The sequence below is a fragment of the Acidipropionibacterium virtanenii genome, assembly GCF_003325455.1.
Classification (GTDB): Bacteria; Actinomycetota; Actinomycetes; order Propionibacteriales; family Propionibacteriaceae; genus Acidipropionibacterium; species Acidipropionibacterium virtanenii.
Window position 1 is genome coordinate 1,810,805 of record NZ_CP025198.1, and the last position, 26,497, is coordinate 1,837,301.

Below are 26,497 nucleotides of genomic sequence, written 5' to 3' on the forward strand. Positions count from 1 at the left end.
CCCGGGCGCCGGCGCCGCGCTTCCCGGCCCGCGAAACACGGCGGTCGCGCGCCGCAGCTCCCCCTAGTCTTGGCGCCATGACTTCGGCTCTTCGCACGCTTCTCGGGTCCCGTCTCCTCATCGTGGACGGGGCGATGGGCACCATGCTGCAGAGCGTGGATCTGTCGATGGAGGACTTCGCCGGGCTGGAGGGCTGCAATGAGATCCTCAACGTCACCCGCCCCGACGTCGTCTCCGGCATCCACGAGGCCTACCTGGAGGCCGGGGCCGATCTCATCGAGACCAACACCTTCGGCGTCAACCTGGCGGCACTGGGCGAGTACGACATCGTCGACCGGATCGCCGAGCTGGCCGCCGCGGCCACCCGGCTGGCCCGGTCGGCCGCCGACCAGGCATCGACCCCTGACCGGCCCAGGTTCGTGCTGGGCAGCCTGGGGCCGGGCACCAAGCTCCCCACCCTGGGCCAGATCGGCTTCGCCGACATCCGTGACGGCTACCAGCGGGCCGTCGAGGCGATGATCGACGAGGGGGTCGACGCCGTCCAGCTGGAGACCTGCCAGGACCTGCTCCAGGCCAGGGCCGCCGTGATCGGATCCCACCGGGCCGCCGAGGCCCGCGGGGTGGATCTTCCGGTGCTGGTCGACATCACCGTGGAGACCACCGGCACGATGCTGATGGGCTCTGAGACCGGTGCGGCGCTCACCGTCCTGGAGTCCCTGGGCATCGACGCCATCGGGATGAACTGCGCCACCGGGCCGGCCGAGATGGCCGAGCATCTGCGCACCCTGTCCCAGGGGGCCTCGGTGCCGGTGATGTGCATGCCCAATGCCGGTCTTCCCGAGATCACCGGCCAGGGGGCCCGCTACCCGCTGGGACCGGCCGACCTCACCGGGGCGCTGTGCGACTACGCGGAGCGGTTCGGGCTGGCGGTGGTCGGAGGTTGCTGCGGCACCACCCCCGAGCACATCCGGATGCTCGCCGACGCACTGGCCGGCCACCCGGTCGCCGAGCGGCAGGCCCGCCACACCGACGCCGTGGCCAGCCTCTACAACGAGGTGCCGCTCTCCCAGGACACCGCCTATCTCTCGATCGGGGAGCGCACCAACGCCAACGGCTCGAAGGCCTTCCGGGAGGCGATGCTGGCCGAGAACTGGGACGAGTGCCTCGACATCGCCAAGGCCCAGACCCGCGACGGCGCCCACCTGCTGGATCTGTGCGTGGACTACGTCGGACGCGACGGGGCCGCCGACATGGCCGAGCTGTCCTCGCGGATGGCCACCGCCGTCACTCTGCCGATCGTCCTGGACTCCACCGAGCCCCGGGTGCTGCGCGCCGGGCTGGAGCACCTGGCCGGTCGCTGCATCATCAACTCGGTGAACTACGAGGACGGCGACGGGCCGGACTCGCGGTTCCGCAAGGTGATGCCGCTGGTGCGCGAGCACGGCGCCGGGGTGGTCGCGCTGACCATCGACGAGGAGGGCCAGGCCCGCACCGCCGCCTGGAAGGTGCGGGTGGCCTCGCGGCTCATCGAGGATCTGACCGGCAACTGGGGGATGGACGTCGGCGACATCCTGGTGGACTGCCTCACCTTCCCCATCGCCACCGGCCAGCAGGAGACCCGCCGCGACGGCATCGAGACCATCGCGGCGATCCGGGAGCTCAAGGCCCGCTACCCGGGGGTGCGCACCACCCTGGGCGTCTCCAACATCTCCTTCGGCCTCAACCCGGCCGCCCGGATCGTCCTCAACTCGGTCTTCCTCCACGAGGCGGTGTCCGCCGGGCTGGACTCGGCCATCGTCCACGCCGCCAAGATCGTGCCGATCGACCGGATCCCCGCCGAGCAGCGCGAGGTGGCCCTGGATCTGGTGTGGGACCGTCGCGGGCTCGACGCGCCGGCGCCCCGCGGAGCCGAGGACTACGATCCGCTGACCCGCTTCCTGGAACTCTTCGAGGGGGTGACGGCGGCCTCGATGAAGGCCGAGCGGGAGGCGGAGCTGGCCGCCCTGCCGCTGCTGGAACGCCTCAAGCAGCGCATCATCGACGGCAACGCCAAGGGGCTCGTCGACGATCTGGACGAAGCACTGAAGGACAAGCCGGCCCTGGACATCGTCAACGAGGATCTGCTGGCCGGGATGCAGGTGGTCGGCGACCTGTTCGGATCCGGGCGCATGCAGCTGCCCTTCGTGCTGCAGTCGGCGGAGGTGATGAAGACCGCCGTGGCCCACCTGGAGCCGCACATGGAGAAGGCCGACGCGGCCGGCAAGGGCACCCTGGTGCTGGCCACCGTCAAGGGCGACGTCCACGACATCGGCAAGAACCTGGTCGACATCATCGTCTCCAACAACGGCTACTCGGTGGTCAACCTGGGCATCAAGCAGCCCGTCCAGGCCATCATCGAGGCCGCCGAGAATCACCGTGCCGATGCCATCGGCATGTCGGGACTGCTGGTCAAATCCACCATGGTGATGCGCGACAACCTGCTGGAGCTCAACGACAAGGGCCTGGCCCGCCGGTATCCGGTGATGCTCGGCGGCGCCGCCCTGACCCGCTCCTTCGTCGAGCACGATCTCAACGAGATGTTCGACGGCGAGGTGCGCTACGCCAAGGACGCCTTCGAAGGGCTTCACCTGATGGACGCCGTGATGGCGGTCAAGCACGGCGAGCCCGGCGCCCGGCTTCCGGCCGTCAGGCCGCGACGGGTCCAGGCGCGACCGCGCCCCGACCCGGTCGAGGAGGAGGCCCCCGACGTGCGCTCCGAGGTGGCGCGCCCCACCCCGGCAGGCGGGGTGCAGGTACCCGTCCCGCCCTTCTGGGGGTCCCGGGTCACCCGCGGCATCCAGCTGGCCGAGATCACCGGATGGCTCGACGAGCGGGCCACCTATGTGGGTCGCTGGGGCCTGAAGGGCAGCCGCTCCGACGGCTCCTACGACCGGATGGTCGACGAGGTCGCCAGGCCCAGGCTGCGGATGCTGCTCGACCGGATCCGCTCGGAGAACCTGGGCCGCTTCGCGGTGGTGCACGGCTACTGGCCGGTGGTCTCCCAGGGCCGCGAACTGCTCGTCCTCGATCCCGACGACACCTCCCGGGAGCTCACCCGCTTCGAGTTCCCCCGTCAGGTGGGCGGCCGGCACCTGTGCGTCGCCGACTTCTTCCGCGACGCCGCCGAGGCCGCCGAGCTGGGCCCCGACGTCATCGCCTTCCAGATGGTGACGATGGGCGACGCCGTCTCCGCCGCCACCCAGGAGCTCTTCGAGGCCGACGCCTACCGCGAGTACCTGGAGCTGCACGGGCTGTCGGTGCAGCTCACCGAGGCGCTGGCCGAGATGTGGCACCACCGGGTGCGCGATGAACTGGGCATCCTCGACGATCACGAGGACGTCGGCGGGGCCATCGACCACCAGGCCTACCGCGGTTCCCGGTACAGTTTCGGCTACGCCGCCTGCCCGAACCTGGAGGACCGGGCCAAGGTGGCGGCGCTGCTGGACTCCTCGCGCATCGGCGTCGAGCTGTCGGAGGAGTACCAGCTGCATCCAGAGCAGTCGACCGATGCGTTCGTCGTCCATCACCCGGAGGCCAAGTACTTCAATGCCAAATGACACCCCGTCCGCCGTCCTGTGGGATTTCGACGGGACCCTCGTCGACACCGAGCCGCGCTGGATCGAGGCCGAGACCGCCATCATCACCTCCCGCGGAGGCCAATGGGACGACGAGACGGGTGTGAGATTCATCGGCACCCCGCTGGTCGAGGTGACCACCGCGATGAGCGAGGCCCTGGACGGGGCGATCAGCCCTGCCCAGGCCGAGGCCCTGCTGCTGGACCGGGTGATCGCCTACCACCGGGAGCGCCCGGTGCCGTGGTGTCCGGGCTCCCGGGAACTGCTGGAGGAGGTGCGGGCCGCCGGGGTCCCCTGCGCTCTGGTCACCGGTTCGACCCGTTCGGCGATCGAACCACTGCTGGCGCATTTCTCCGAGGGCCTGTTCGCCACCGTCGTCACCTACGACGATCTGCCTCCCGAGCAGAGCAAGCCCGCCCCCCAGCCCTATCTGCTGGCCGCCTCCAGGCTGGGCGTCGATGCCGCGGACTGCCTGGTGATCGAGGACTCCGCCTCAGGTGCCCGGGCCGGGAACGGCGCAGGAGCCACCGTGCTGGCCCTCGACGGCCCGGCCACCCCGCCGCCGGCCCCCGACCGGGTCCATGTGCCCGATCTGGCGGGGCTGCACCTGCCCGATCTGGTGAAGCTGTGGCATCTGGCCCACCAGCCGGCCGCCGCCCCCGCCCAGGGCGGCGGGGGAGTGCTGCGCGCCGGGGAGCGGATCACCCTGTCGGACCCCAAGGGCCGGCGTCACTCCATCGTGCTGGCCGACGGCGCCGTGTTCCACACCACCAAGGGGGCGGTGCGCCACGACGACCTCATCGGGGGGCCGCAGGGGGTGGTGGTGACCTCGGCCGGAGGGATGGACTTCCTGGCGATGCGCCCGATCCTCTCCGAGTTCACCGTGACGATGCCGCGCGAGGCCGCTGTGGTCTATCCGAAGGAGGCCGCCCAGATCGTGATGTGGGCCGACGTCTTCCCCGGCGCCCGGGTGCTGGAGGCCGGGGTGGGATCGGGCGGGCTGAGTATCCCGCTGCTGCGGGCCGTCGGCCCGCACGGCCGGCTCACCTCCTACGAGCGCCGCCCCGAGTTCGCCGAGGTGGCCCGGGCCAATGTGGAGACCTTCTACGGCCGGCTTCCGCAGAACTGGCGGGTGGAGCTGGCCGATCTGGCCACCGACATCTCACCGGAGCCGGTCGACCGGGCCGTGCTCGACATGCTGGCCCCCTGGGAGTGCATCGACGTCGTCGGCGACGTGCTGGTGCCCGGCGGGGTGCTGTGCTGCTATGTGGCCACCACCACCCAGATGGGTCGTGTGATGGACTCGCTGCGGGCCGCCGGCGGGTGGACCGAGCCGCAGGCCACCGAGACGACGATGCGCGACTGGCACGCCGAGGGGCTGGCGATCCGCCCCTCGCACGGCGCCACCGGCCACACCGGGTTCCTGGTCATCTCGCGGCGGCTGGCTCCCGGGGTCCAGGCCCCGATGCGCAAGCGGCGTCCTGCTCCGGGCGCCTACGGGCCCGACTACCACGGTCCCAGGCCGCGCAACATCACCGAGCACGACCAGTGGCGTCCCGCCAAGGAGGAGCGTTGATCGCCGGGAGTTGAACCTCAGGCGCGCCGGCGATGCCGGCGCCGGATCCCGGCCACCAGCCGCCAGCCGATGAGGAAGACCGCCAGGGACACGCCCGCCACGACGACGAAGGACGGCGCGACCCCCTGATCGGTGAACCGGCGCATCACCATCCCGATCAACACTGTGCAGCCCCACACCAACAGTCCGGCCCGCCACCGGGCGGCCGGCAGCCGGACCAGCACCACGACCATCCAGCCGGCCACCAGGCCCACCAGGAAGGGGATCGCGGTGCGCACCAGCCCGCCGGGAGTCAGGGACTCATGATGGCTGGCCCGTCCGATGAACACGAACAGGGCGACGAAGAGCACGTCCATCACCACTGCCAGGCGCACCTGGCCCGAGGCGGTGCGGGACAGGCTGGACCGGAACGGGGGTTGATCTGCCACCCTCCCGATCTTAGGGCCGACCGCCGTGGGTGGCAGCCACGGCGGCGTCGGCTACCCTTGGTCGCGGCATGTCCGGCGGGAATCAGGGCGCCGGGCGATCATCAGGAGGAGGAGCATGTCGCAGTCGTGGGGAATCGGGCTGAGCGAGCCCTATCTGAGCGCCGCGTCGGACTCATTCACCGAGTTCGCCCGCCAGGTGGCCCCCGATCTGCTGCCCCCCTCCAACCTCGATGCGACGCTGCCCGAGCTGTTGCGCCACGGCACCACGATCGTGGCCCTCAAGTACTCCTCGGGGGTGGTGGTCGCCGGCGACCGGCGCGCCACCATGGGCACCGTCATCGCCCAGCGAGACATCGAGAAGGTCTTCGGCGCCGACGACACCTCGGTGATCGGGGTGGCCGGGGCGGCCGGTCTGGCTGTGGAGATGGTGCGGCTGTTCCAGACCGAGCTGGAGCACTACGAGAAGATCGAGGGGCGTCCCCTGAGCCTGGACGGCAGGGCGGCCCGGCTGGCCACCCTGGTGCGCAGCAACATCGGGATGGCGGTCCAGGGGATCGCCGTGAACCCGATCTTCGCCGGCTGGGACGCGGTGCGCCACGCCGGACGGATCTTCTCCTACGACGGCACCGGCGGGCGTTACGAGGAGCACGCCTTCTGCTCCACCGGGTCGGGGGCCATCTTCGCCAAGGCCTCGCTGAAGAAGCTGCACCGCACCGACATGGATCGCAACGAGGCCGTGCGCATCGCGGTGCGCTCCATCTACGACGCCGCCGACGACGACATCGCCACCGCCGGGCCGGATCTGGCCCGCGGCATCTATCCGGTGGTCATGGTGGCCGATCAGGACGGTGTGGCCCGCATCTCGACCGACAATGTGGCCCTGGTGGCCAAGCGGATCGTCGACGAGATCACCGCCGAGAACCAGTCCTGATCCGAAGATCAGAATCAGCCTGAAGCAGCAGGCCCGCGTATCCGGCGCGGGCCGGGAGGAACACGAATCATGAGCATGCCGGCATACGTCCCCCCGGACCAGTGGATGAGGGACCGGGCCGAGTATGCCCGCCGGGGCGTGACCCGGGGCCGTGCGGTCGTGGTGGCGCGCTGCGCCGATGCCGTCATCATGGTCGCCCAGAACCCCTCCCGGACGCTGCGCAAGACCTCCGAGATCCACGACCGGATCGGTTTCGCCGCGGTGGGCCGGTACCACGAGTTCGAGCGGCTGCGGGTCGCCGGCATCCGCGAGGCGGACCTGCGCGCCTACGCCTACGATCACCTCGACGTCACCGGCCTGGGACTGGTCGGCACCTATTCCCAGGTGCTTGGCGCCATCTACTCCAACCCCGCCGAGAAGCCCTACGAGGTGGACATCGCCATCGCCGAGCTCGGCCTCAAACCCTCCGGCGACCGCATCTACAAGATCTCCTTCGACGGCTCGGTGACCGACGGCACCTCCCCGACGGTGCTCGGTGCACTGAGTGCCGACCGGATCGACACCCTCAACGAGTTCCTCACCGAGACCTCCCCCCTCGACGAGGCCGTCCGCTGCGCCGCGGCGGCGCTCAGCGCCTCCTCCGAGCCCGACCCCGAGGATCTCGAGGTCTCCCTGCTGGACCGCCGCACCGGCGGCCGGCGTACCTTCCGCCGCCTGAGCCAGACCCAGATCCAGGCCTTCTGGAAGGATCCGGCGTGACCCCCCCACCGCCCGCGGATCCGCGCGATCTGGACCGTCTCGGCCCGGTGCTCATCGTCGGCACCGGCCTCATCGGCGCCTCGATCGGCTGCGCCCTGACCAGTCAGGGCGTCGAGGTGCATCTCAGCGATCTGTCCCCGGCCAACGCCATCGTGGCCTCCAGCCGCGGGGCCGGTGCCCTGGAGCAGCTGGCCCCGGACACCTACCGCCTGGTGATCGTCGCCACCCCGCCCGCCGCCGTCGCGCCGATCGTGCTGGAGCGGCTGCGCCGCCATCCCAACGCGATAGTCACCGACGTGGCGTCGGTCAAGGAGTCCGTCCTGGCGGATCTCGAGGGCTCCGGGGCCGACCTGTCGCGCTACGTCGGCTCCCACCCGATGTCGGGCACCCAGTTCACCGGCCCCATCACCGCCGCCCCGGAGCTCTTCGTCGATCGCACCTGGGTGGTCACCCCGAGGCCGGGCAACTCCCCGGCCGGCGTCGAGAGGGTGCGCCGACTGGCCCGGGTGTGCGGGGCCCGGGTGGTCAGCCTGGCCCCCCACGAGCATGACACGGCGGTCGCCGAGGTCTCCCACCTGCCCCACCTCATGAGCATCCTCACCGGGGCGAGCCTGCGCCACGCCGAACCGGGCCACCTGGACCTGGCCGGCGGCGGCATCCGCGACGTCACCCGGATCGCGCGCTCCCAGACCGGGATGTGGCGCCAGATCCTCACCGCGAACCGGACGGCGGTGCGCCACCAGCTCGAAGGGGTCCGCGACGACCTGGAGACGCTGCTGGACGTCCTCGACGATCCTGACGAGCTCGAGGGGTTCCTCGAGGTGGGCCGCACCGGGGCCCGGTCGGTGGGCGGGAAGCACGGCCGCGAGGCCGTCGACACCGTCTCGGTGATCGTCGAGATCCCCGACTCGCCCGGCGCCCTGGCCCGGCTGTTCGCCGACGTCGAGAAGGCCGGCGTCAACGTCGAGGACCTGTCGGTGGAGCACGACCGGTCCCGCGAGACCGGTTTCCTGTCCATCGACGTCGATCCCGGCCGGGCGGCGGACTTGCGGGCCTGGATGAAGGGCCACGGCTGGGGTCTGCGCTCCTGAACCTCCCGCCCGCCACCCTGATGCCGTCCGTCCAGATTGGAGCCGCCATGTCCGCCTCACCGTCCACACACGCCTTCCCGTCCGAGCTGGTGATCGCCATAGACGGGCCGAGCGGGGTGGGCAAGTCCACCACATCCCGGGCGCTGGCCGAGCGGCTCGGGCTGGCCCACCTGGACACCGGCGCCATGTACCGGGCGGCAGCGGCGGCGGTGGACGGGTGCGGGGTCGATCCGGTCGCCGATCCGCAGGCCGTCATCGAGCTGGTGCGCCGGGCCCGCCTGGAGGTCTCCACGGTGCCGGGCCGCGACCGGGTGGTCATCGACGGGGCCGACGTCACCGCGAGGATCCGCGAACCGCGGATCAGCGCGATGGTCTCGAAGGTCTCGACCATCCAGCCGGTGCGCGATCTGCTCATCGAGCGGATGCGGCAGGTGGTGGAGCAGTGCGGCCGCAGGATCGTGGTGGAGGGCCGCGACATCACCACGGTGGTCTGCCCCGACGCCGAGGTGCGGGTGCTGCTGGTCGCCGACCCGTCGGTGCGGGTGGCCCGGCGCAGCGCCGAGCTCAAGGGGGCGGTGAGCCGGGGGCAGGTGGCCGATCAGGTGATCCGACGAGACCGCGACGACTCCGTCGTGGCATCATTCGAGGCGCCCGCCCCCGGCGTGACGGTGATCGACTCGACCCACCTCACCCCTGAGCAGGTGGTCGCGGCCGTCATCGATCTGGTGCCGGCCGGCGGAGGCGAGACGAGGAGCCGATCATGACGCAGCAGGATTCCCCGATGACCGAGGAGGCGCTGCCCAGGCCCGTGGTGGCGGTGGTCGGACGGCCCAACGTCGGCAAGTCCACCCTGGTGAACAGGATCCTGGGGCGCCGCGAGGCCGTCGTCCAGGACGTGCCCGGGGTGACCCGCGACCGCGTCTCCTACGACGCCGAGTGGACGGGCCACGACTTCGTGCTCGTCGACACCGGAGGCTGGGCCTCCGACGCCACCGGCATGGCCGCTCGGATCGCCGAGCAGGCCGAACTGGCGATCTCCACCGCCGATGTCGTGCTGCTGGTGGTCGACGCCACCGTGGGCACCACCGACGAGGACGAGGCCGTGGTGAAGGTGCTGCGCCGTTCGAACAAGCCGGTGGTGCTGGCGGCCAACAAGGTCGACGACGCCCGCGGCGAGGTCGAGGCGGCGACGATGTGGAACCTGGGGCTGGGGGAGCCCTTCCCCGTCTCGGCGATCCACGGCCGCGGGTCCGGCGACCTGCTCGACGCCGTGGTCGAGGCCCTTCCGGACCGCCCGGCCGCCGAGTCGCAGGTCGGCGGTCCGCGCCGGGTCGCGATCGTCGGCAAGCCCAATGTCGGCAAGTCCTCCCTGCTCAACCGGCTGGCCCGGACCGACCGCTCGGTGGTCTCCGACATCTCGGGCACCACCGTCGATCCGGTCGACGAGCTGGTGACCGTCGGGCGGACCGTCTACCAGTTCATCGACACCGCCGGGCTGCGCAAGCGCGTCAAGGAGGCCTCGGGCCACGAGTACTACGCCTCGCTGCGCACCCAGTCGGCGATCGAGCGGGCCGAGGTGTGCGTGGTCATCATCGACGCCTCCGAGCCGGTCAGCGACCAGGACCTGCGGATCCTCACCATGGTGCGCGAGGCGGGGCGGGCCATGGTGGTGGCCTACAACAAGTGGGATCTCACCGACGAGGAGCGCCGCTACTACCTGGAGCGTGAGGTCGACCGCGACGTGCAGGCCTTCACCTGGGCGCCGCGGGTCAACATCTCGGCACTGTCGGGGCGCAACGTCGACCGCCTCGCCAAGGCCATCGAGACGGCCCTGGAGGGCTGGGAGACCCGCATCTCCACCGGCAAGCTCAACGCCTTCCTGGGACGGCTGGCGGCGGCCCACCCGCATCCGGTGCGCGGCGGCAAGCAGCCCCGCATCCTGTTCGGCACCCAGGCCCACAACTGCCCGCCGACCTTCGCGCTGTTCACCTCCGGGATGATGGATCAGGGCTACGTCCGGTTCATCGAGCGGCGGCTGCGCGAGGACTTCGGCTTCACCGGGACGCCGGTGCAGGTGGAGGTGCGTCCGCGCGAGAAGCGGGGCAGGAAGGGCTGACATCGCCCCCTCCCACTTCAGGTTATAGGCCATCGGGGGGCTTGCCGCAAGGCCCCGGTCGGGGCGCACAATTGCCGCCTGCCCGCAGGCAGATGCCCTTTCCTGGACGGGAGACCAGCGCCCATGCACCCAGCCGACCACTTCAACCTGCCTCCACATTCCGCCAAGGCCGATCCCGCTCTCATCGACGCCGACCTCGCCCGCTTCGAGGCCATCGCCACCGCCATCGACGCCCAGCTGCGCACCCTGGCCGCCCAGCGCGAGGCGGCTCTGTCCGACACCTCCCGGACCGGTCGGTCCGCCTCGGACCGCGATCAGGAGGTGCGCCGCCTCAACTCCCGGATCCGGATGCTGCGCGCCGTCGGCCCGCAGATCTGCCTGGGACGGATGGATCCGGCCGGAGCCGGTGAACCCGTCTACATCGGCCGGATCGGCCTGAGCGACGACGCCGACCGGCGCCTGCTGGTCGACTGGCGCACCCCGGCCGCCAGGCCCTTCTTCGCCGCCACCGCCGCCGACCCGATGGGCCTGTCCGGACGGCGCCGGTTCCGCTGGCGCGACGGCCGCGTCATCGACTACTGGGACGAGGCCCTTGTGCCCGGCGCCGCGACCGGTCCGGCGACGCTGGACGCCGAGTCGGCCTTCATCGCCTCCCTGGCCGCCAGCCGCTCACCCCGCATGCCCGACGTCCTGGCCACCATCCGCGCCGACCAGGACGCCGCGGTGCGCGCCGACGCGCGCCGGCCCCTGATCGTCGAGGGAGGTCCCGGCACCGGCAAGACGGTGGTGGCCCTGCACCGCGCCGCCTACCTGGTGCATGCCGATCCCCGCCTGGACGGGCGGGGCGGGGGAGTGCTGCTCATCGGCCCGCACCCCGGATACCTGGCCTACACCGCCGACGTGCTGCCCGACCTGGGCGAGGACGGGGCCCGCATCGCGACCCTGGCCGATCTGGTGCCGGTCGCCGACGTCGTGACCGAGGAGAATCCCGCCGTGGCCCGCCTCAAGCTCGACGCCCGGATGGCCGGGGCGATCGAACCGGCCGTCGGCCTCTACGAGGAACCCCCGACGCAGGAGTTGTCTCTTGACACCGCCTGGGGCCGGCTGGAGGTGAGCGCAGCGGCATGGGCCGAGGCCTTCGCCTCGGCCGAACCGGGAACACCGCACAACGAGTCCCGAGACCCGATCTGGCACGAACTCATCGACATCCTCGCGGACCGTGCCGAGGACCTCGAGGCACCGGAGGATCAGCTGCGCCGGGTGCTGTACAGCGACGAGGAGCTGCGCTCGGTCTTCTCCCGGGCCTGGCCGATCCTCAAACCCGAGGAGCTGGTGGCCGACCTGTGGGAGGTGCCCGCCTACCTGCACCGCTGCGCCCCCTGGCTGACCCCCGACCAGGCGGCCATGCTGCGCCGGGACCCCTCGCACCCGCCGACCACCGCCGACCTGCCACTGCTGGACGCCGCGCGACGGCGTCTGGGAGACCCCCGCGCCGGGGCCGCCGCCAGACGCCGGGCCGGCGCACTCGCCGAGCAGCGCCGCTACATGGACGACGTCGTCACCGGCATCCTCGACGCCGACGACGACCCCGACTCCAGCCTCGCCATGCTGCGCGGCGCCGACCTGCGACAGGTGCTCCTGGACATCGACGCCGTCGCGGATGCGGACCGCGACCCCTTGGCGGGCCCCTTCGCCCACATCATCGTCGACGAGGCCCAGGAACTCGCCGACGCGCACTGGCAGATGCTCATCCGACGCTGCCCCTCGCTGTCCTTCACCATCGTCGGCGATCGCGCCCAGGCCCGCGAGGGCTTCCCCGAGAGTTGGGAGGAGCGCCTGTCGAGGCTGGGATTCCACGACATGTCGCGGGTGAGCCTGTCGGTGAACTACCGCACCCCGGCCGAGGTGATGGAGGCCGCCGAACCCGTGATCCACGCCGGGCTGCCCGACGCCGCCGTGCCCACCTCAGTGCGCTCCTCGGGGCTGCCCGTCCGGCACGGCAGGATTGACGACCTCGACCGGATCGTCGCGGACTGGCTGGCGGCCCACCCCGAGGGCATCGCCGCGGTGATCGGCGCTCCCGGCTTCGATCCGGGGTACGAGGCGGCGCCGAGGGTGCGGTCGTTGAGCCCGGTCAAGGCCAAGGGCCTCGAGTTCGACCTGGTGGTGCTGGTGGATCCCGAGCAGTTCGGCGCCGGGATCACCGGAGCCGTGGACCGCTACGTCGCGATGACCCGGACGACGTCCCAGCTTGTGATCCTGGCCTGACAGGTAGCCTGTGAGTCAGCAGAGAGTCTCCAACAACGAGAAGGAGCAATCATGCCGAAACCCACCACGAGCGCCGCGAGGACCCACTGGAGCGGAAGCCTTTTCGAAGGATCGGGAAGCACCGAACTGGCGACCTCCGGGGTCGCCACCTTCGATATGAAATGGGCGAAGAGGGAAGAGGCCGGGAAGGGCACCACGAACCCGGAGGAGCTGCTGGGCGCGTCCCTGGCGACCTGCTACTCGATGGCGCTGAGCAATGCGCTGAGCGAGGACGGCCACGAGCCCTCCTCGATCGACACGACCGCCGAGGTGACCTTCGTCGCCGGGAAGGGCATCACCGGGATCGCACTGCACGTGACCGGCGACGTCCCGGGCCTGGACGCGGCCGGGTTCAAGGAGAAGGCCGAGTGGGCGAAGGACAACTGCCCCATCTCCCAGGCCCTCAAGGCGGTGCCCAAGATCCTGGTGATCGGCTGAGAGCAGACGCCGCGGCCATCGCCAGGTGATCGCGGCGTGGAAGGCTGGGAGAGTGCGAATCCTGTCTCCCGGCCACGGCGAACCCAGACGTCCCTTCGGTCCCAGAGATCCGGGGGACGCCTGGGTCGTCGCCGACTCGGGGCAGAAGTACTGGGGCAGATTCGGGGCCGCCGGCCTGCTGGCCGTCGATCCGCGGCGCGGCGTGCTGCTCCAGCACCGGGTCGGATGGAGCCACTACGGCGGCACCTGGGGAATTCCAGGCGGGGCGCGCCACCAGGGCGAATCGGCCTTCGCGGGGGCGCTGCGGGAGTCGGGGGAGGAGGCTGGCGTGCCGCGCGACGCGGTGCGCCCGAGGCTGATGAGCGTCCTCGACAAGCAGGTGTGGACCTATTCAACGCTGGTGGCAGACGTCATCGAACCCTTCGAACCGGTGATCTCGGACCGGGAGAGCCTGGGGCTGCGATGGGTGCCGCTCGACGAGGTGGACGGCTACGAGCTGCACCCGGGCTTCGCCGGCTCCTGGCCCAGACTGAGGGCACTGCTGGAGGTGAGGCCGGTGCTGATGGTCGATGTCTCCAGCGTCACCGACAAGGATCTCATTGAGGCCGTCGAACGGGCGGGCGTGCCGGCTGGCGAGCTGGGGCTCCAGGAGGAGCGGTGGTTCCCCGAGATCGTGCGAGTGGCCGATCCGCAGGAGGCCCTCGCCCGGGGGCTCGTCGAGGCGGCGCGCAACCCGTATCTGACGGTGGTCGGCGACGACGAGGCGGCCGGTGCCCAGCTGGTCGAGGCCGGTGCACGGGTCAATCCTGGAGAGTGGTTCGGCAGCTGGCTGTGAGACGCCGCCTCCGGTTTGTACCCTGACGGCGGGTTACGCTAGTGTTCTTTCTCGGGTCGCAGCGCGGCCCATCGGGCTGTAGCGCAGCTTGGTAGCGCACCTGACTGGGGGTCAGGGGGTCGCAGGTTCAAATCCTGTCAGCCCGACAGATACGGAGCCTTTCGCAGAAATGCGGGAGGCTCCGTTTGTGGTTGAGCGCCTGTCAATGCGGGTCGATTGAGACCAGTTGAATCTGCTTTGGACCCAGCTGCCGCAATTTCGAATCGTTGCGGGTCCAGCTGTGATCGTCACGATATGGTCAGCCTGTGACAGATATTGAGACCGTCGCGGATTCCGAGGTCAAGGATCGCATCGGAGTGAACGAGATCCCGCCGCTTCCGGAGCCGGGCCAGGTTGTTGAGGTTCGTGGCTCTACGTGGGCGGTCACGAATGTGCAGGCACAGGGTCTTCCGCGCAGTCCAGCCGATGAGGCTACCGCGGAACTCTCCCACGTCGTTGATCTTCAATCGCTGGACGAGGACCGACTGGGCGAGCAGCTGTCGGTGGTCTGGGAGCTTGAGGTAGGGCAGTCGGTCAGCCCGGCCCAGGGCCTGCCCCAGACCATTCACCCGGGTCAGTTCGATGACCCGACGGCCCTTGTCGGCTTCGTCGACGCGATGCGGTGGGGTGCTGTGACCAGCGCCGACCCGAATAAGTACCAGGCTCCGTTCTGGTCGGGTGCCAATGTCGAGGCGTATCAGCTCGAACCACTTCGCCGGGCGCTGAGCGCCCCACGTACGAACCTGCTGTTGGCTGATGACGTCGGCCTGGGCAAGACCATCGAGGCCGGCCTGGTGATCCAGGAGCTGCTTCTGAGACATCGAGCCCGTACGGCGATCATCGTGTGCCCACCAAGCCTGGCCCTGAAGTGGCAGGACGAGATGCGCGACAAATTCGGTCTCGGCTTCACGATCGTGAACAGCGAGCTGATGGCCCAGATCCGTCGCACCCACGGGCTTCATGCCAACCCGTTCCAGATGTTCCCGCGAGTGATCGTCAGCATGGCCTGGCTCCCGCAGGCCCGTGCACAGCGCATGCTCCGCGATGTCTATGCCCAGGCGAGCAACCCGAAAGTGGCCAAGCGGTTCGCGTTCGACATCCTCGTGGTGGACGAGGCGCATCACGTGGCGCCGGCAAGTCCGTCGGCAGTCGCCGGTGGTCGGGGATACGCGGTCGATACCCAGCGGACGGTCGCGGTGCGGCAGCTGGCTGACAAATGCGAACACCGCCTGTTCCTCTCGGCGACACCGCACAACGGTCACCCAGAGTCGTTCACGGCGCTGCTGGAGATGATCGACTCTCGGCGGTTCTCTCGCGGTGCCCTGCTCGACTCGCGAGCGCTGAAGGATGTCACTGTCCGCCGCCTCAAGAGCGATCTTGCCGACAAGGGCTTCAAGGAGCGGGTGGTGTCGGCACTGCCATTCACCCCTTCGTCGGAGGAGCAGGAGATGTTCGCACTGCTTGACGACATCGTGGTGAAGAGCGCCAAACTGAATGGGACCCGGCCAAGTGGTGACATCGTGACGATGCTGCTGAAGAAGCGCTTTCTATCCAGTCCGTACGCGTTCGGTCAGACCCTCAGCCGCTACGTCAGCTCCAGAGGCGGACGTGGCTTGGGCGACGACGACTACGACGACATCTTCGGGGAAGGACAGGCTGACGAGGAAGAGGGTCTGTGGGAGCAGGACGAGGCTGAACGACTTCGGGAGTCGAAGGGCTTGGACCCACTGAGCGCCGCTCAGCCGGGCCAGTTGGAGACGTTGACGTCTTGGGCCCTCGGCTACGAGAGCCGTCCCGACTCGAAGCTCGAGCAACTCCTCACGTTCCTTGATGGAATGTGCCGCCCTGATGGCAAGCACTGGAGCAATGAGCGAGTGGTGGTGTTCACGGAGTATGCGCACACCGTCGACTGGCTCGAGCGTGTGCTGCGGCAACGCGGTTACGACCACGTTCTCGCCGTCATCCAAGGTTCCACCTCCCCGGAGGATCGGGAGCTCATCCGCGCCCGGTTCACAGAAGACCCGGCCAAGGAGTGCGTTCGCGTCCTGCTGGCCACCGATGCAGCTGGCGAGGGTATCGATCTGCAGAACTATTGCCATCGTCTGGTGAACTTCGACGTGCCGTTCAACCCGTCCCGGCTCGAGCAGCGCATCGGCCGAATTGACCGTTACGGCCAAGGGCACGAGCCGCAGGTCTTCCACTTCACCCCGGATGCCGGGTCGTCGACGTACGCCGCAGATTCGTCATTCATGGCACAGATAGCTCGGAAGGTCGCCAACGTCGAGCAGGACCTCGGTTCGGTGAACCAGGTCATCGGGGACGAGATCCAGCAGCACTTCGCCAGACGTGCTCCGGTTCGGACAAAGGCCAAGGGCGTGGACGCGAACCAGGCGATCAACTCCGCCCTCGCCGGAGGGATGGAGCTCAATGCCAGCCTGACCCGGCTTGAACAGGGGCACTCCCAGTCGCGGGTCGAGATGCATCTGGAGCCGACGAACTTGCGTCGCGTGGTCGACACCGCCTTGCGCATCAACCACCAAGCGACCCTGATTCCGAACTACGAGTTCGCGCAGGACACCGGTGCGGAGGTGTTCGACGTCCCGACACTGTCACCGGGCTGGTACGCGACATTGAAGGGACTCGACACGCGCCTCAACCCGGGAGTCGTTCGACCGATCACCTTTGCCCCGGAGGCTGTCGAAGGACGCAACGACCTTGTCTATGTCCACCTCGGACACCCCATCGTCCAGAAGGCTCAGCGACTGTTGCGTCAGTCGCTGTGGAGTGTGGACTCTCCACTCAACCGGGTGACAGCTGTCGTTGTGAACGATCTTGCCGAGTCATTCGTCGCCGCGGTCACCCGCATGGTGCTCGTCGGTCGAGGCGGTGTCCGGCTCCATGAGGATGTCTTCCTCGCAGGTGTGCGCTTGCACGGTCGTCGCGCCATGGCGGAGGAGAAGGCCGAGAACGCTCTCGACCAAGCGCTCGACAAGGAGAACCTCTTGCTGGCCAGTGAGGGTGTCCGTGACCAGTTGTGCAACTTGTGGAACGGCGAGGACGCGCCCTTGCGCGCACGGTTGGAGGAGTCCATGCGGGCCCGGGCGGATCGCCGCTACGAGGCGGTCCGGGAACAGCTGGAGCGGCGGCTGGAAGCTGATTCCCAGCGGGCTCGGGACATCTTCGCGGCATTCCGCACCAACCTGCATGAGTCTCTGGCGCAATTGCGCCAGGTAGAGGACGAGCAGGCCGCGATGCTGCTGCCGGATGATCAGCAACGCCAGCGTCGGCGAGACATCGATTCGATGGAGCGACGGCTCGACGAATTGGACGACGAGGAGGCGCGCGAGTTGTCCGCGATTGCAGAACGGTACATCGATGTGAAGCCGCACACGACGGCGGCCGCGGTCGTGTTCGCACTCACCCCCGAAGATGCGAAAGGATTGAGCGACTGATGGTACGGGCAGCACACAGGAATCTCCGCGCGCCAAGCGCAGTGCAGATGCACCGTCAGTGGCTCGAGCTGGTTGACACCGAAGGACCATTTCTTGCCATCCCGCCGCTGAAGCGTGTCTGGCCGACCGGCATTCCTGACTTTCGGAGCACGCACCCTGACCGCTTCGAGGCGCTCACTTCCGCCCACAAGGAATTCGTCCGGGCGTGGGATAGCTTCGACCGCGATCCGGAAGGCGATGGCCGCCTCGACGCATACCGTGTGACCCGCGACGAATGGATCGAGACGCTCCTGCGTGATGTCATCAGGTGGGACGACTCGCTCGTCTTGCAACCGACACCAGCGATCCAGGTGAAGTCGCCGAACCGGAGCGTGACTGTGACGGCGCAGGCATCACTATCTGGAGCAGACGGGATGGCGGCCGTGGTCCTCGTCGTCGACCCGACAGACTCTCTGCGTCAGACCCCCAATGATCTGTGGGCTGCCACCCCGATCGACCGATGCGAAGCGCTCCTGCGAGAGAACCAGGTCGAGATCGGCATTGTCACCGACGGCCGCTGGTGGGGTCTGGTCTGTGCGGCTGCAGGACGTATGGCCGCCTCCGGGATCGTCGATGCCCTCACCTGGGTTGAGGAACCGCGAACCAGAGACGCATTCCTCGCGCTCCTGGGGCGTCAGTACCTCATCGGAGGCGAGCCGGACGAACGGCTTCCGAAGCTTTTCGCTGACTCAGTTGCCGAGTCCGAAGAGATCACCGAGGCTCTGGGCGCCCAGGTGCGACGGGCCGTTGAACTGCTGATCCAGTCCTTCTCCGAATCAGCAGCCGATGCGAAACGCCGTGGCATGCCCAGTCCGCTACCGGGTCGAACCCATGACATATATGAGGCAGCAGTCACCGTGATGATGCGTACGGTGTTCCTGCTGTTCGCCGAGGAACGCGGCCTGCTGCCCGCCGGAGAACTGTTTGAGCAGGGCTACGGTATGGCCGGCGTCCTCGACAAGCTCGCCTCCCGAGAGATCAACGAAGGGGAGGAGTCGCTCGACGCCACCTCCCGCGCCTGGCACCGCCTGCTCTCCACCAGCCGCGCGCTTTTCGCCGGTGCCTCCTTCGAGAACCTGCGCATGCCGGCCTATGGTGGCTCGCTGTTCGACCCCGACCGGTTCCCGTTTCTCACTGCGACGACTGAGCAGGGCAGCCTGGCTGTCACGGTTCCCGATCGGGTGATGCTGCATATCCTGCGGTCGGTCCAGATTGCACACGTCAAAGGTGAAGCCCGCCGGATCTCTTTTCGAGACATCGACGTGGAGCAGATCGGCTACATCTACGAGGGCCTCCTCGGTTACACATGCACGACCGTCGACGAGACCTACCTTGGGCTGCTCGGCAAGAGTGGCTCAGAACCTGAGATCCCGCTCGCCGAGCTTGAAGCACTGGCAGGTGCCAACCCGGATCCCAAGAAGCTCGCAGCTGCTATCCGGGAGTGGGTGAAGACTGATCAACCATCGGCGACACCATCGTCGAGCTCAGCCATTGCGAAGGCCATCAAAGCTGAACCTGATGCCACTGCCGTCAGTGCGCTCACCCAGGTGGTGGGGGACGACTACGAGCTGCGAGACCGCATCAAACCATGGCTTGGACTGATACGGAGAGACCTCCGACAGTACCCGTTCGTGGTCCCGGCAGGCGGTCTGCTGGTGAAGGAGACCCCGTCCCGAAAGAACTCCGGTGCCCACTACACGCCGCGCTCACTCGCCGAAGAAGTGGTGCTCCATGCTCTCCAGCCCCTGTGCTACGCACCTGGCCCGCATCAGACCGCAGACGAGTCGGCCTGGAAGCTGAAGTCTTCGGACGAGTTGCTCGAGCTGAAGGTGGCCGACATCGCATGCGGCTCCGGAGCCTTCTTGGTGGCGGCAGCCCGCTACCTCGCCGACCGGGTCGTCGAGGCGTGGATCAGCGAGGACCCGGCCAACACTCAGCGGAAAAACCTCCGAACGCGCGCCATCCGACAGGTGGTCTCGAGTTGCCTGTACGGCGCCGACATCAATGACATGGCCGTCGAGATGTGCAAGCTGTCGCTCTGGCTGGTGTCCCTGGACCCCAACCTGCCGTTCTCCTTCGTTGATGACAAGGTGTTTCTCGGCAACTCCCTCCTCGGACTCACAGACTTCAAACAGCTGCGGTCGCTTCACATCGACCCATTGAAGGCACCCAGCCAACACATGTTCGACATGTTCGACGTGGACGTGGACTCGATCATCAACCGCGCAGTCACCTTGCGCGAGAATCTCGCCTCGCCGGTCGACGACGCCGACCCGGTCCGTTCGAACTCCGCCAAACGACGTCAACTCAAGCAGTTGCGCGATGTCACGGCTGATCTGCGTAAGCTCGCAGACGGTGTCATCGCAGTAGGTCTCCCGCTTGGTGGAAAGCCGGGGCGCGCGCTCGACGCCGCCTACCAGGACCTTCGCGTCGCCGCCAAACGGGCCTACCCCGGACCTCATGGAGAGACGGCTGATTCGAGCTGGCTGGACACCACGATCGACAACGGCCTGACGCCCAGCGTCGACACGGACTACCGACGCTGGCAACCCCTGCACTGGGTGATCGAAGCGGCCGATGTGATGGTGGGCCATGGTGGGTTCGACGCCATCATCGGCAACCCGCCTTTCCTCGGTGGTCAGAAGCTCACGGGCGCTATGGGGACGTCGGTGCGGGACTGGTTTGTGAATGTGTTGGCGGATGGACGTCGCGGGAGTGCGGATCTCGTCGCCTACTTCTTCTTGCGTGCGACCTCACTCTTGCAGAGGAATGGCACCCTCGGTCTGATCGCGACCAACACCGTGGCTCAGGGCGACACCCGGGAGGTCGGGCTGGACGCGATGGTCGCCGACGGGTTCACGATCACGAGGGCGATCCAGAGCCGGTCGTGGCCGGCAGCAAGCGCCAACCTCGAGTACGCGGCAGTGTGGGGAGCTCTCGGTCTTGTGGCCGAGGAGGTATCGCGCGTTGCCGACGATGCTCCAGTCCGTCGCATCAGTACGTTGCTTGAAGCGCAAGGTCGCACCGAAGGTAACCCCATGCGGCTGACTGATAACACTGGCATCGCCTTCCAAGGCTGCATCGTCTTGGGGATGGGGTTCGTGGTGGAGCCGGAGGAGGCGGAAGACTGGATTGCCGCCGATGCCCGCAACGCTGAAGTACTGTTCCCATACCTCAACGGCGAGGACCTCAACCAACGGCCCGATGCCTCGCCGTCGCGATGGGTGATCGACTTCAACAACCATTCCGAGGCGGAGGCTGCGAGCTATGCCCTGCCCTTCGCGCGAGTCAGAGAGCTGGTACGACCAGAACGAGAGAAGCTGCGAGGTCGGAACTCGACTGCCGATGACAGGGCGCGAAACTGGTGGAAGTTTGGCCGGCGTAGTCCAGCGATGCGCAAGGCGATCGCCCATTTGCCGGAGATGTTGGTCATCGCGCGCGTCAGCAAGACCGTCATGCCCCTTCGAGTATCGACAGGCCTGATCCCTAGCGAAGCCTGTGTTGTCTTTGCATCGAGCAGCTATGCTTTTCAGGCAGTCCTATCGTCGAGTCTCCACCAGTTGTGGGCAATAACGTATGGTTCTGGCATGCGCAACGACCCACGCTATACACCGTCGGACGTATTTGAGACGTTCCCCCGTCCTGGAAACATGCAGTCTCTCACGGAGTTCGGCCGGAAGCTCGATTTCCAACGACGCGAGATTATGTGGAGACGAGGACTCGGTTCAACAAAGCTCTATAATATGGTAAATGACCCGAGATTGAGCGATTTCGACGACCCCGACGTCACGTGCATGCGTGAGCTGCATGCCGAACTTGACCGCGCCGTAACAGATGCATATGGATGGGTGGACATCCAACTCGGCCATGGCTTCCACACTTTCCGAAAGATGAGGCGCTGGACTGTGGCTCCAGCAGCGCGCGTCGAGCTTCTCGAGCGGCTTCTTGATGAGAACCTCATGCGTGCGGTACATCCTGAAGCGATGCTGTCTCGCTCGAGTGTCGTCGACGCGAGCCGGACACAGGACTGATGGCCTCATCACTCGGGGAAGTCCCCTCTGGCATGTCACTCGCCCTTCTGTACTGACTTCGCCCGCGCGTGGTTCTCTTCCAGCAGCATGTCGAGCAGATTGACACGACTATTGGCATCAGGGCTCCACCGACGAACCTGCCGGTATGTGTGAAAACCATAATGAAGGGGCGCGTCCCATCCGTACGCCTCAATCGATGCCTCATCGATCTCTAAATGGAGATCGCGGATTCGGGAAACGTCGGCATCACCAGTTACATTCGAATCATGGACAAGGTGATACAGGGCAGTGAGCCCAAGGTTTCTGCGAGTCATTATCTCGCGGCGCTCGTTATCCAGAGCGCATCCAGCCAGTCGCAGCCGATCGGTTGATGCGGGTCGTGGGAATGTGAGGAATACGTCCGAAGGAGAGTAGCTCAGGTCATTCTTCATTGCTCCTGAATACTTGCGAGCCCAGAAATAGTGTACAGACGAGGATAGTAAGGCAAATAGGGTTCTGCTATCGGAGGCAAAAACCACGATCTTGTGACTCGGAACGATTCCCGTCGGGATGAACACTGGTTGCGCAGTATTGCTGACTTGAGCGAGGACCAACATCTCCGGCAAATGGGCGATCGCCTTGCGCATGCCAGCGGCTCGTTCGGCGAATTGCCACCAGTAGTCACGCCGGGGCTTTCGCTTGTTATGTACTCGCTCAGGCTTCACTTGTTCGGAGACTCGCATGAAGGGCAGGGCATAGCTCGCGGCCTCCGCCTCGGAACGGTTGTTGAAGTCGATCACCCATCGCGACGGCGAGGCATCGGGCCGTTGGTTGAGGTCCTCGCCGTTGAGGTATGGGAACAGTACTTCAGCGTTGCGGGCATCGGCGACAATCCAGTCTTCCGCCTCCTCCGGCTCCACCACGAACCCCATCCCCAAGACGATGCAGCCTTGGAAGGCGATGCCAGTGTTATCAGTCAGCCGCATGGGGTTACCTTCGGTGCGACCTTGCGCTTCAAGCAACGTACTGATGCGACGGACTGGAGCATCGTCGGCAACGCGCGATACCTCCTCGGCCACAAGACCGAGAGCTCCCCACACTGCCGCGTACTCGAGGTTGGCGCTTGCTGCCGGCCACGACCGGCTCTGGATCGCCCTCGTGATCGTGAACCCGTCGGCGACCATCGCGTCCAGCCCGACCTCCCGGGTGTCGCCCTGAGCCACGGTGTTGGTCGCGATCAGACCGAGGGTGCCATTCCTCTGCAAGAGTGAGGTCGCTCTTCCGGGCAATCAGATGTGATTACACCATGAAGCTCAATCAATCTGGTCGCTGTGTCCTGTACGCCCGGCTCAGTGTCACCAAAGAAGAGTCAGTCTCGATCGCTCGGCAGCTCCAGTCCTGTCGTCGCCATGCGGAGGCCCGTGGCTGGGCAGTCGTCGGTGAGTTCGTCGACGACGGGGTGTCCGCCACCGCCAGTCGACCCGAGGACCGCCACGGCTGGAGAGCGCTGCTCGCAGCAGGGGAGTTCGACGCGGTGATCATCTGGAAGGTCGATCGGCTCGCCCGGCGCGTGCTCGACTTCCTCCATGCTGATGAAACCCTTCAGAGTCGCGGCGCTGGCCTTGTCGCAGTGGACGACCCCATTGACATGACGAGTCCGCAGGGTCGTGCATTCGCAGTCATGCTTGCCGTCTTTGGCGAGATGGAGGCAGAGGCGATCCGGGCTCGCGTCCGTGCCGCCAGGGCGCAGATCCTCAAGGATGGCCGTTGGCCCGGCGGTGGGATTCCGTATGGGTATCGATCAGTCGCCAACCCCAACGGCCCGGGACGAGTCCTTGAGAAGGATCCCGAACGGGTCGAATGGCTCGCTCAGGTGGTCAGTCGGGCATTGACTGGACAGACCGTGAACGCCATCGCGACCTGGTTGACCAAGAGCGGCGCGCCACTCCCTGCCCGGAAGACCGAGCGGGTGTCCGGGAGCATCGACTGGAACCGGCAGACCGTTGATGGGCTCCTGAGGAACCCAGTACTTGCCGGGATGACCCCGCGCAATCCTGGTCGTCCGAAAAGCGCCAAGCGCGTCGACCCATTCTCGGTCCTGCGTGACGAGCACGGGGAGCCCGTGGTCAATGAGGCGCTCGCGATCCTGCACGTCGATGAGTTCGCGGCTCTTCAAGACATGCTGGACTCCCGTACAGTGCCTCAGGCTCGGAAGCGGGCTGAGCGACAGTCCACCAGCCCCTTCCTCTCTCGAGTGGCTCGTTGCGTCGAGTGTGACGTGTTCCTGTGCCGAGGCACGAACCAGAAGCGCTCGATGCTGTACTGCCCGAAGTGTCGCCAGACGATTGGGCGGACAGCTCTCGACGCATACCTCATCGATCGGCTCCTGGCGGAGCGCGGGACTGAGGAAGTCGATGGCCTGACGGTGGAGGAGGCATGGGCGAGAGCCGGACACGACGACACCGCGCGGCGCACCGTCCTGGTGTCGCAGCTGGCAAGCCTTCGAATCCGGCGCGGGGTGGTCGGTCGATACTTCGATGAGGATCGGGTCCTACTCTCCTGGCACGGGGAGAGCCAGTCCACCTGATCTTTGTCGGTCAGGTGCGGCAGACTGGGCGCTATGACTGGGAGAACGATGAGTTCGGGTGGGGTTCAAGCGTCATATGATCTCGATTTTGACCTTGACGGATCATCGGTCGCAGTTCGGGAGAACCTCGTCGATATCTTGGAGCGTGAGCTTCTTGGCCCGATCCACGGGCCCGAAGAGGTACTTTCGTTTAGCCCCCGTGCGCATTACTTGGTGGGGCTGATCGCGCCAGTGAAACTGACTGGGGTGTCGGCCGCTGGGGAGGGTGAGCCCAACGAGCGTGAGGATGTCTTGGAGGTGCGTACCGACGAGATGGCCACGTCGGACACGCCTGGTGTGCCGGCACCCAGCGCTGATGAGGACTTAGCCGACGCGGAGGATGATGACGCGGAGGATCGGGCGCCGAAGGTTGGCCTGATGGTGCCGGCCTCCATGGGCCTTCGGTTTCAGGTGCCGACGGATCTCGATTCCTTCAGGGTGACGGCGTCCTGGGGTACCTACGCCTCGGTCGAGACCGACGAGGTGACAAAGGCCGGGCGGAGAGTTCGGCACTTCCGGCGCACGCCGGTGGAGCTGACCCGAGAGATCCGGCTCGCTGAACTTGAGCCCGGCGTCACGTTGACCGTCCCATTGGTGGATGCGGTATGCCTGAGGATCGACCGCTATGACGACCCACAGTTCAGCCGGTGTCTGGTGGAGATCGCGTTGTGCAATGACCGGGAGACACCGATGCCGATCCCATTGTCGATGTGGATGTTCCAGACGAAACTCCACGTCGAAGCGAACGGGGCTGCGGTTTTTCTGCCGGTGCGGGATGTGCTGAAACAGCACTGGCCCGAGCATGACCTCGAGGTGCGGCGGCTTGATCTGCAGTACATGAACCGGCTTGAGTTCGCGATCGGACGGACCTGCTCCGTCGGATGGGATGCGGAGCCAGGCGCTCGGAGAGCTTCGGCGTTGTGGACGACGTGGCTTCCCGTGGCTGAAACTCCGCAGACAAGGGCTCGCCCCGTGGAGGGCGCGCAACTGTCGATGGCGGCTCTAGCGACGATGTCTCCCAATGACCTGCGGAATGCACTCAAGCCGCTGGTCACGGGCTACGGTGCGTGGCTCGATGAGCAGGACGCTGTCTCTCAGAGGCTACCGAAGCACCTGCGGGAGACAGCCGACGGGGTGGTGTGGGAGGCGCGCGCCGCGCACAAGCGTCTCGCCGGGGGCGTGGAGCATATCGCATCCGACCCCGAGGCCTTGAGATGCTTCCAGTTCATGAATCAGGTGATGCGGGACCAGCGCGTGGCGTCCCAGGTGGCGACCTTGCGCGCTTCGGATCCGTCGATGTCGATCGAGGCCGCTCGAGCCGAGGTGGCAGGCCGCGGTCCGGCCGCTGCGTCGTGGCGTCCGTTCCAGCTGGCTTTCATTCTGATGCAGCTCCCGGCGCTTACTGATCCGACACTGGCAGTTCGTAGCGCGGACCATCTGGCGCGGGTGGAACTGCTGTTCTTCCCGACCGGCGGCGGCAAGACTGAGGCCTATCTAGGGCTGGCGGCCTATGCGTTCGCGATCCGGCGTCGACAAGGGGTCGTCGAGTCGACAGACGGGCCGCTGGACGGTCGTGACGGGGTCGCGGTACTGATGAGGTACACACTGCGGCTGCTGACATCCCAGCAGTTCCAGCGCGCGACAGCGCTGATGTGCGCTGCAGAGTTGGCGAGGCGGGCGGATGAGGCGACGTGGGGGTCCGAGCCGTTCCGGATCGGCTTGTGGGTGGGAACCGGCGTGAGTCCCAAACGCTTCGAGGAGGCCAGTGAACAGCTGGCCAAGGCGAACGAGTACGGGAAGGCGCACAACCTCACGGTGCTGCAGGTGCAGCGCTGCCCCTGGTGCGGCACTCCGATCAGTGCGGCGCAGGTGCGAGCGGACCCCACTGTGCGAAGGGTCTTCGTGTATTGCGGCGATGAGTTGGGGCGGTGTGAGTTCGCCAAGGGCGGGGGAGTGCCGGAAGGCCTGCCGATCCTGACGGTGGACGAGGAGATCTACCGTCTGACTCCGGCATTCGTGATCGCCACCGTCGACAAGTTCGCACGTCTCGCTCGCGAGGGAGAGGCCGGGTCGCTTTTCGGGTATGTCCGACGGCGCTGCGGCAGACACGGTTACGTCCACCCGGACTACAAGGCGTGCGACGGTACCAGGCACAACCACAATGCGGCCAACCCCTACCCGGCCAGGGCTCCGGAAAAGTCGGTCGTGTGTGCTGTGACTAGGGGTTGAGCCAGGT

General features: G+C 67.3%; 16 protein-coding genes and 1 tRNA gene. 15 read left to right on the plus strand and 2 right to left on the minus strand.

Features of this window, described 5'->3' with window-relative positions; translation table 11 throughout:
* Positions 1-77 precede the first annotated feature (77 nt).
* Both metH and JS278_RS08305 read left to right on the plus strand, forming a co-directional pair.
* A complete protein-coding gene (gene metH / locus JS278_RS08300; protein WP_114044769.1) occupies positions 78-3,596 on the plus strand; it encodes a methionine synthase in 3,519 nt (1,172 codons plus the stop codon).
* The gene (locus JS278_RS08305) at positions 3,586-5,190 is read left to right on the plus strand and encodes an HAD-IA family hydrolase (protein ID WP_114044770.1); all 1,605 of its coding nucleotides are present in this window, start codon (positions 3,586-3,588) and stop codon (positions 5,188-5,190) included. Before metH ends, JS278_RS08305 begins: the two co-directional genes overlap by 11 nt.
* A 17-nt stretch (positions 5,191-5,207) precedes the next feature.
* Here the strand turns inward: JS278_RS08305 and JS278_RS08310 are convergent, their stop codons facing one another.
* Positions 5,208-5,618 (minus strand): DUF3054 domain-containing protein, encoded by a 411-nt coding sequence (locus tag JS278_RS08310; protein WP_425451423.1) that lies wholly within the window; start codon positions 5,616-5,618, stop codon positions 5,208-5,210.
* Positions 5,619-5,733: 115 nt separating this feature from the next.
* On the opposite strand from JS278_RS08310, the gene prcB reads away from it, so the two are divergent.
* The 11 genes from prcB to JS278_RS08365 all read left to right on the plus strand — a co-directional run bounded on the left by prcB (position 5,734) and on the right by JS278_RS08365 (position 21,656).
* Entirely contained in the window at positions 5,734-6,549 is an 816-nt protein-coding gene (prcB, locus tag JS278_RS08315; protein WP_114044771.1) for a proteasome subunit beta, read from the plus strand.
* 69 nt (positions 6,550-6,618) lie between these two features.
* A complete protein-coding gene (gene prcA, locus JS278_RS08320; RefSeq protein WP_114044772.1) occupies positions 6,619-7,308 on the plus strand; it encodes a proteasome subunit alpha in 690 nt (229 codons plus the stop codon).
* Entirely contained in the window at positions 7,305-8,399 is a 1,095-nt protein-coding gene (locus tag JS278_RS08325; RefSeq protein ID WP_114044773.1) for a prephenate dehydrogenase, read from the plus strand. The genes prcA and JS278_RS08325 overlap by 4 nt, the downstream gene beginning before the upstream one ends.
* A 47-nt stretch (positions 8,400-8,446) precedes the next feature.
* Positions 8,447-9,163: a (d)CMP kinase gene (gene cmk / locus JS278_RS08330; RefSeq protein ID WP_114044774.1), complete on the plus strand. Its 717-nt coding sequence runs from the start codon at positions 8,447-8,449 to the stop codon at positions 9,161-9,163.
* Entirely contained in the window at positions 9,160-10,515 is a 1,356-nt protein-coding gene (gene der, locus JS278_RS08335; protein ID WP_114044775.1) for a ribosome biogenesis GTPase Der, read from the plus strand. The genes cmk and der overlap by 4 nt, the downstream gene beginning before the upstream one ends.
* A 123-nt stretch (positions 10,516-10,638) precedes the next feature.
* Positions 10,639-12,783 (plus strand): RNA polymerase recycling motor ATPase HelR, encoded by a 2,145-nt coding sequence (helR, locus tag JS278_RS08340; RefSeq protein ID WP_114044776.1) that lies wholly within the window; start codon positions 10,639-10,641, stop codon positions 12,781-12,783.
* Positions 12,784-12,834: 51 nt separating this feature from the next.
* A complete protein-coding gene (locus JS278_RS08345) occupies positions 12,835-13,260 on the plus strand; it encodes an OsmC family peroxiredoxin (protein ID WP_114044777.1) in 426 nt (141 codons plus the stop codon).
* 52 nt (positions 13,261-13,312) lie between these two features.
* A complete protein-coding gene (locus JS278_RS08350; protein ID WP_114044778.1) occupies positions 13,313-14,095 on the plus strand; it encodes an NUDIX domain-containing protein in 783 nt (260 codons plus the stop codon).
* A 72-nt stretch (positions 14,096-14,167) separates the two neighbouring features.
* Positions 14,168-14,241 (plus strand) — tRNA-Pro (locus tag JS278_RS08355).
* Between the two features lie 159 nt (positions 14,242-14,400).
* Entirely contained in the window at positions 14,401-17,586 is a 3,186-nt protein-coding gene (gene drmD / locus JS278_RS08360; RefSeq protein WP_220149945.1) for a DISARM system SNF2-like helicase DrmD, read from the plus strand.
* A complete protein-coding gene (locus JS278_RS08365; protein ID WP_114044779.1) occupies positions 17,586-21,656 on the plus strand; it encodes a DNA methyltransferase in 4,071 nt (1,356 codons plus the stop codon). Before drmD ends, JS278_RS08365 begins: the two co-directional genes overlap by 1 nt.
* A gap of 35 nt (positions 21,657-21,691) precedes the next feature.
* Here the strand turns inward: JS278_RS08365 and JS278_RS08370 are convergent, their stop codons facing one another.
* A complete protein-coding gene (locus JS278_RS08370; RefSeq protein ID WP_114044780.1) occupies positions 21,692-22,858 on the minus strand; it encodes a type IIL restriction-modification enzyme MmeI in 1,167 nt (388 codons plus the stop codon).
* Positions 22,859-22,941: 83 nt separating this feature from the next.
* On the opposite strand from JS278_RS08370, the gene JS278_RS08375 reads away from it, so the two are divergent.
* Together JS278_RS08375 and JS278_RS08380 are read left to right on the plus strand one after the other, a co-directional pair.
* Positions 22,942-24,222, plus strand: a complete 1,281-nt coding sequence (locus JS278_RS08375; protein WP_114044781.1) for a recombinase family protein — start codon at positions 22,942-22,944, stop codon at positions 24,220-24,222.
* Between the two features lie 33 nt (positions 24,223-24,255).
* Entirely contained in the window at positions 24,256-26,490 is a 2,235-nt protein-coding gene (locus tag JS278_RS08380) for a hypothetical protein (RefSeq protein ID WP_220149946.1), read from the plus strand.
* The last annotated feature ends 7 nt before the right edge of the window (positions 26,491-26,497 follow it).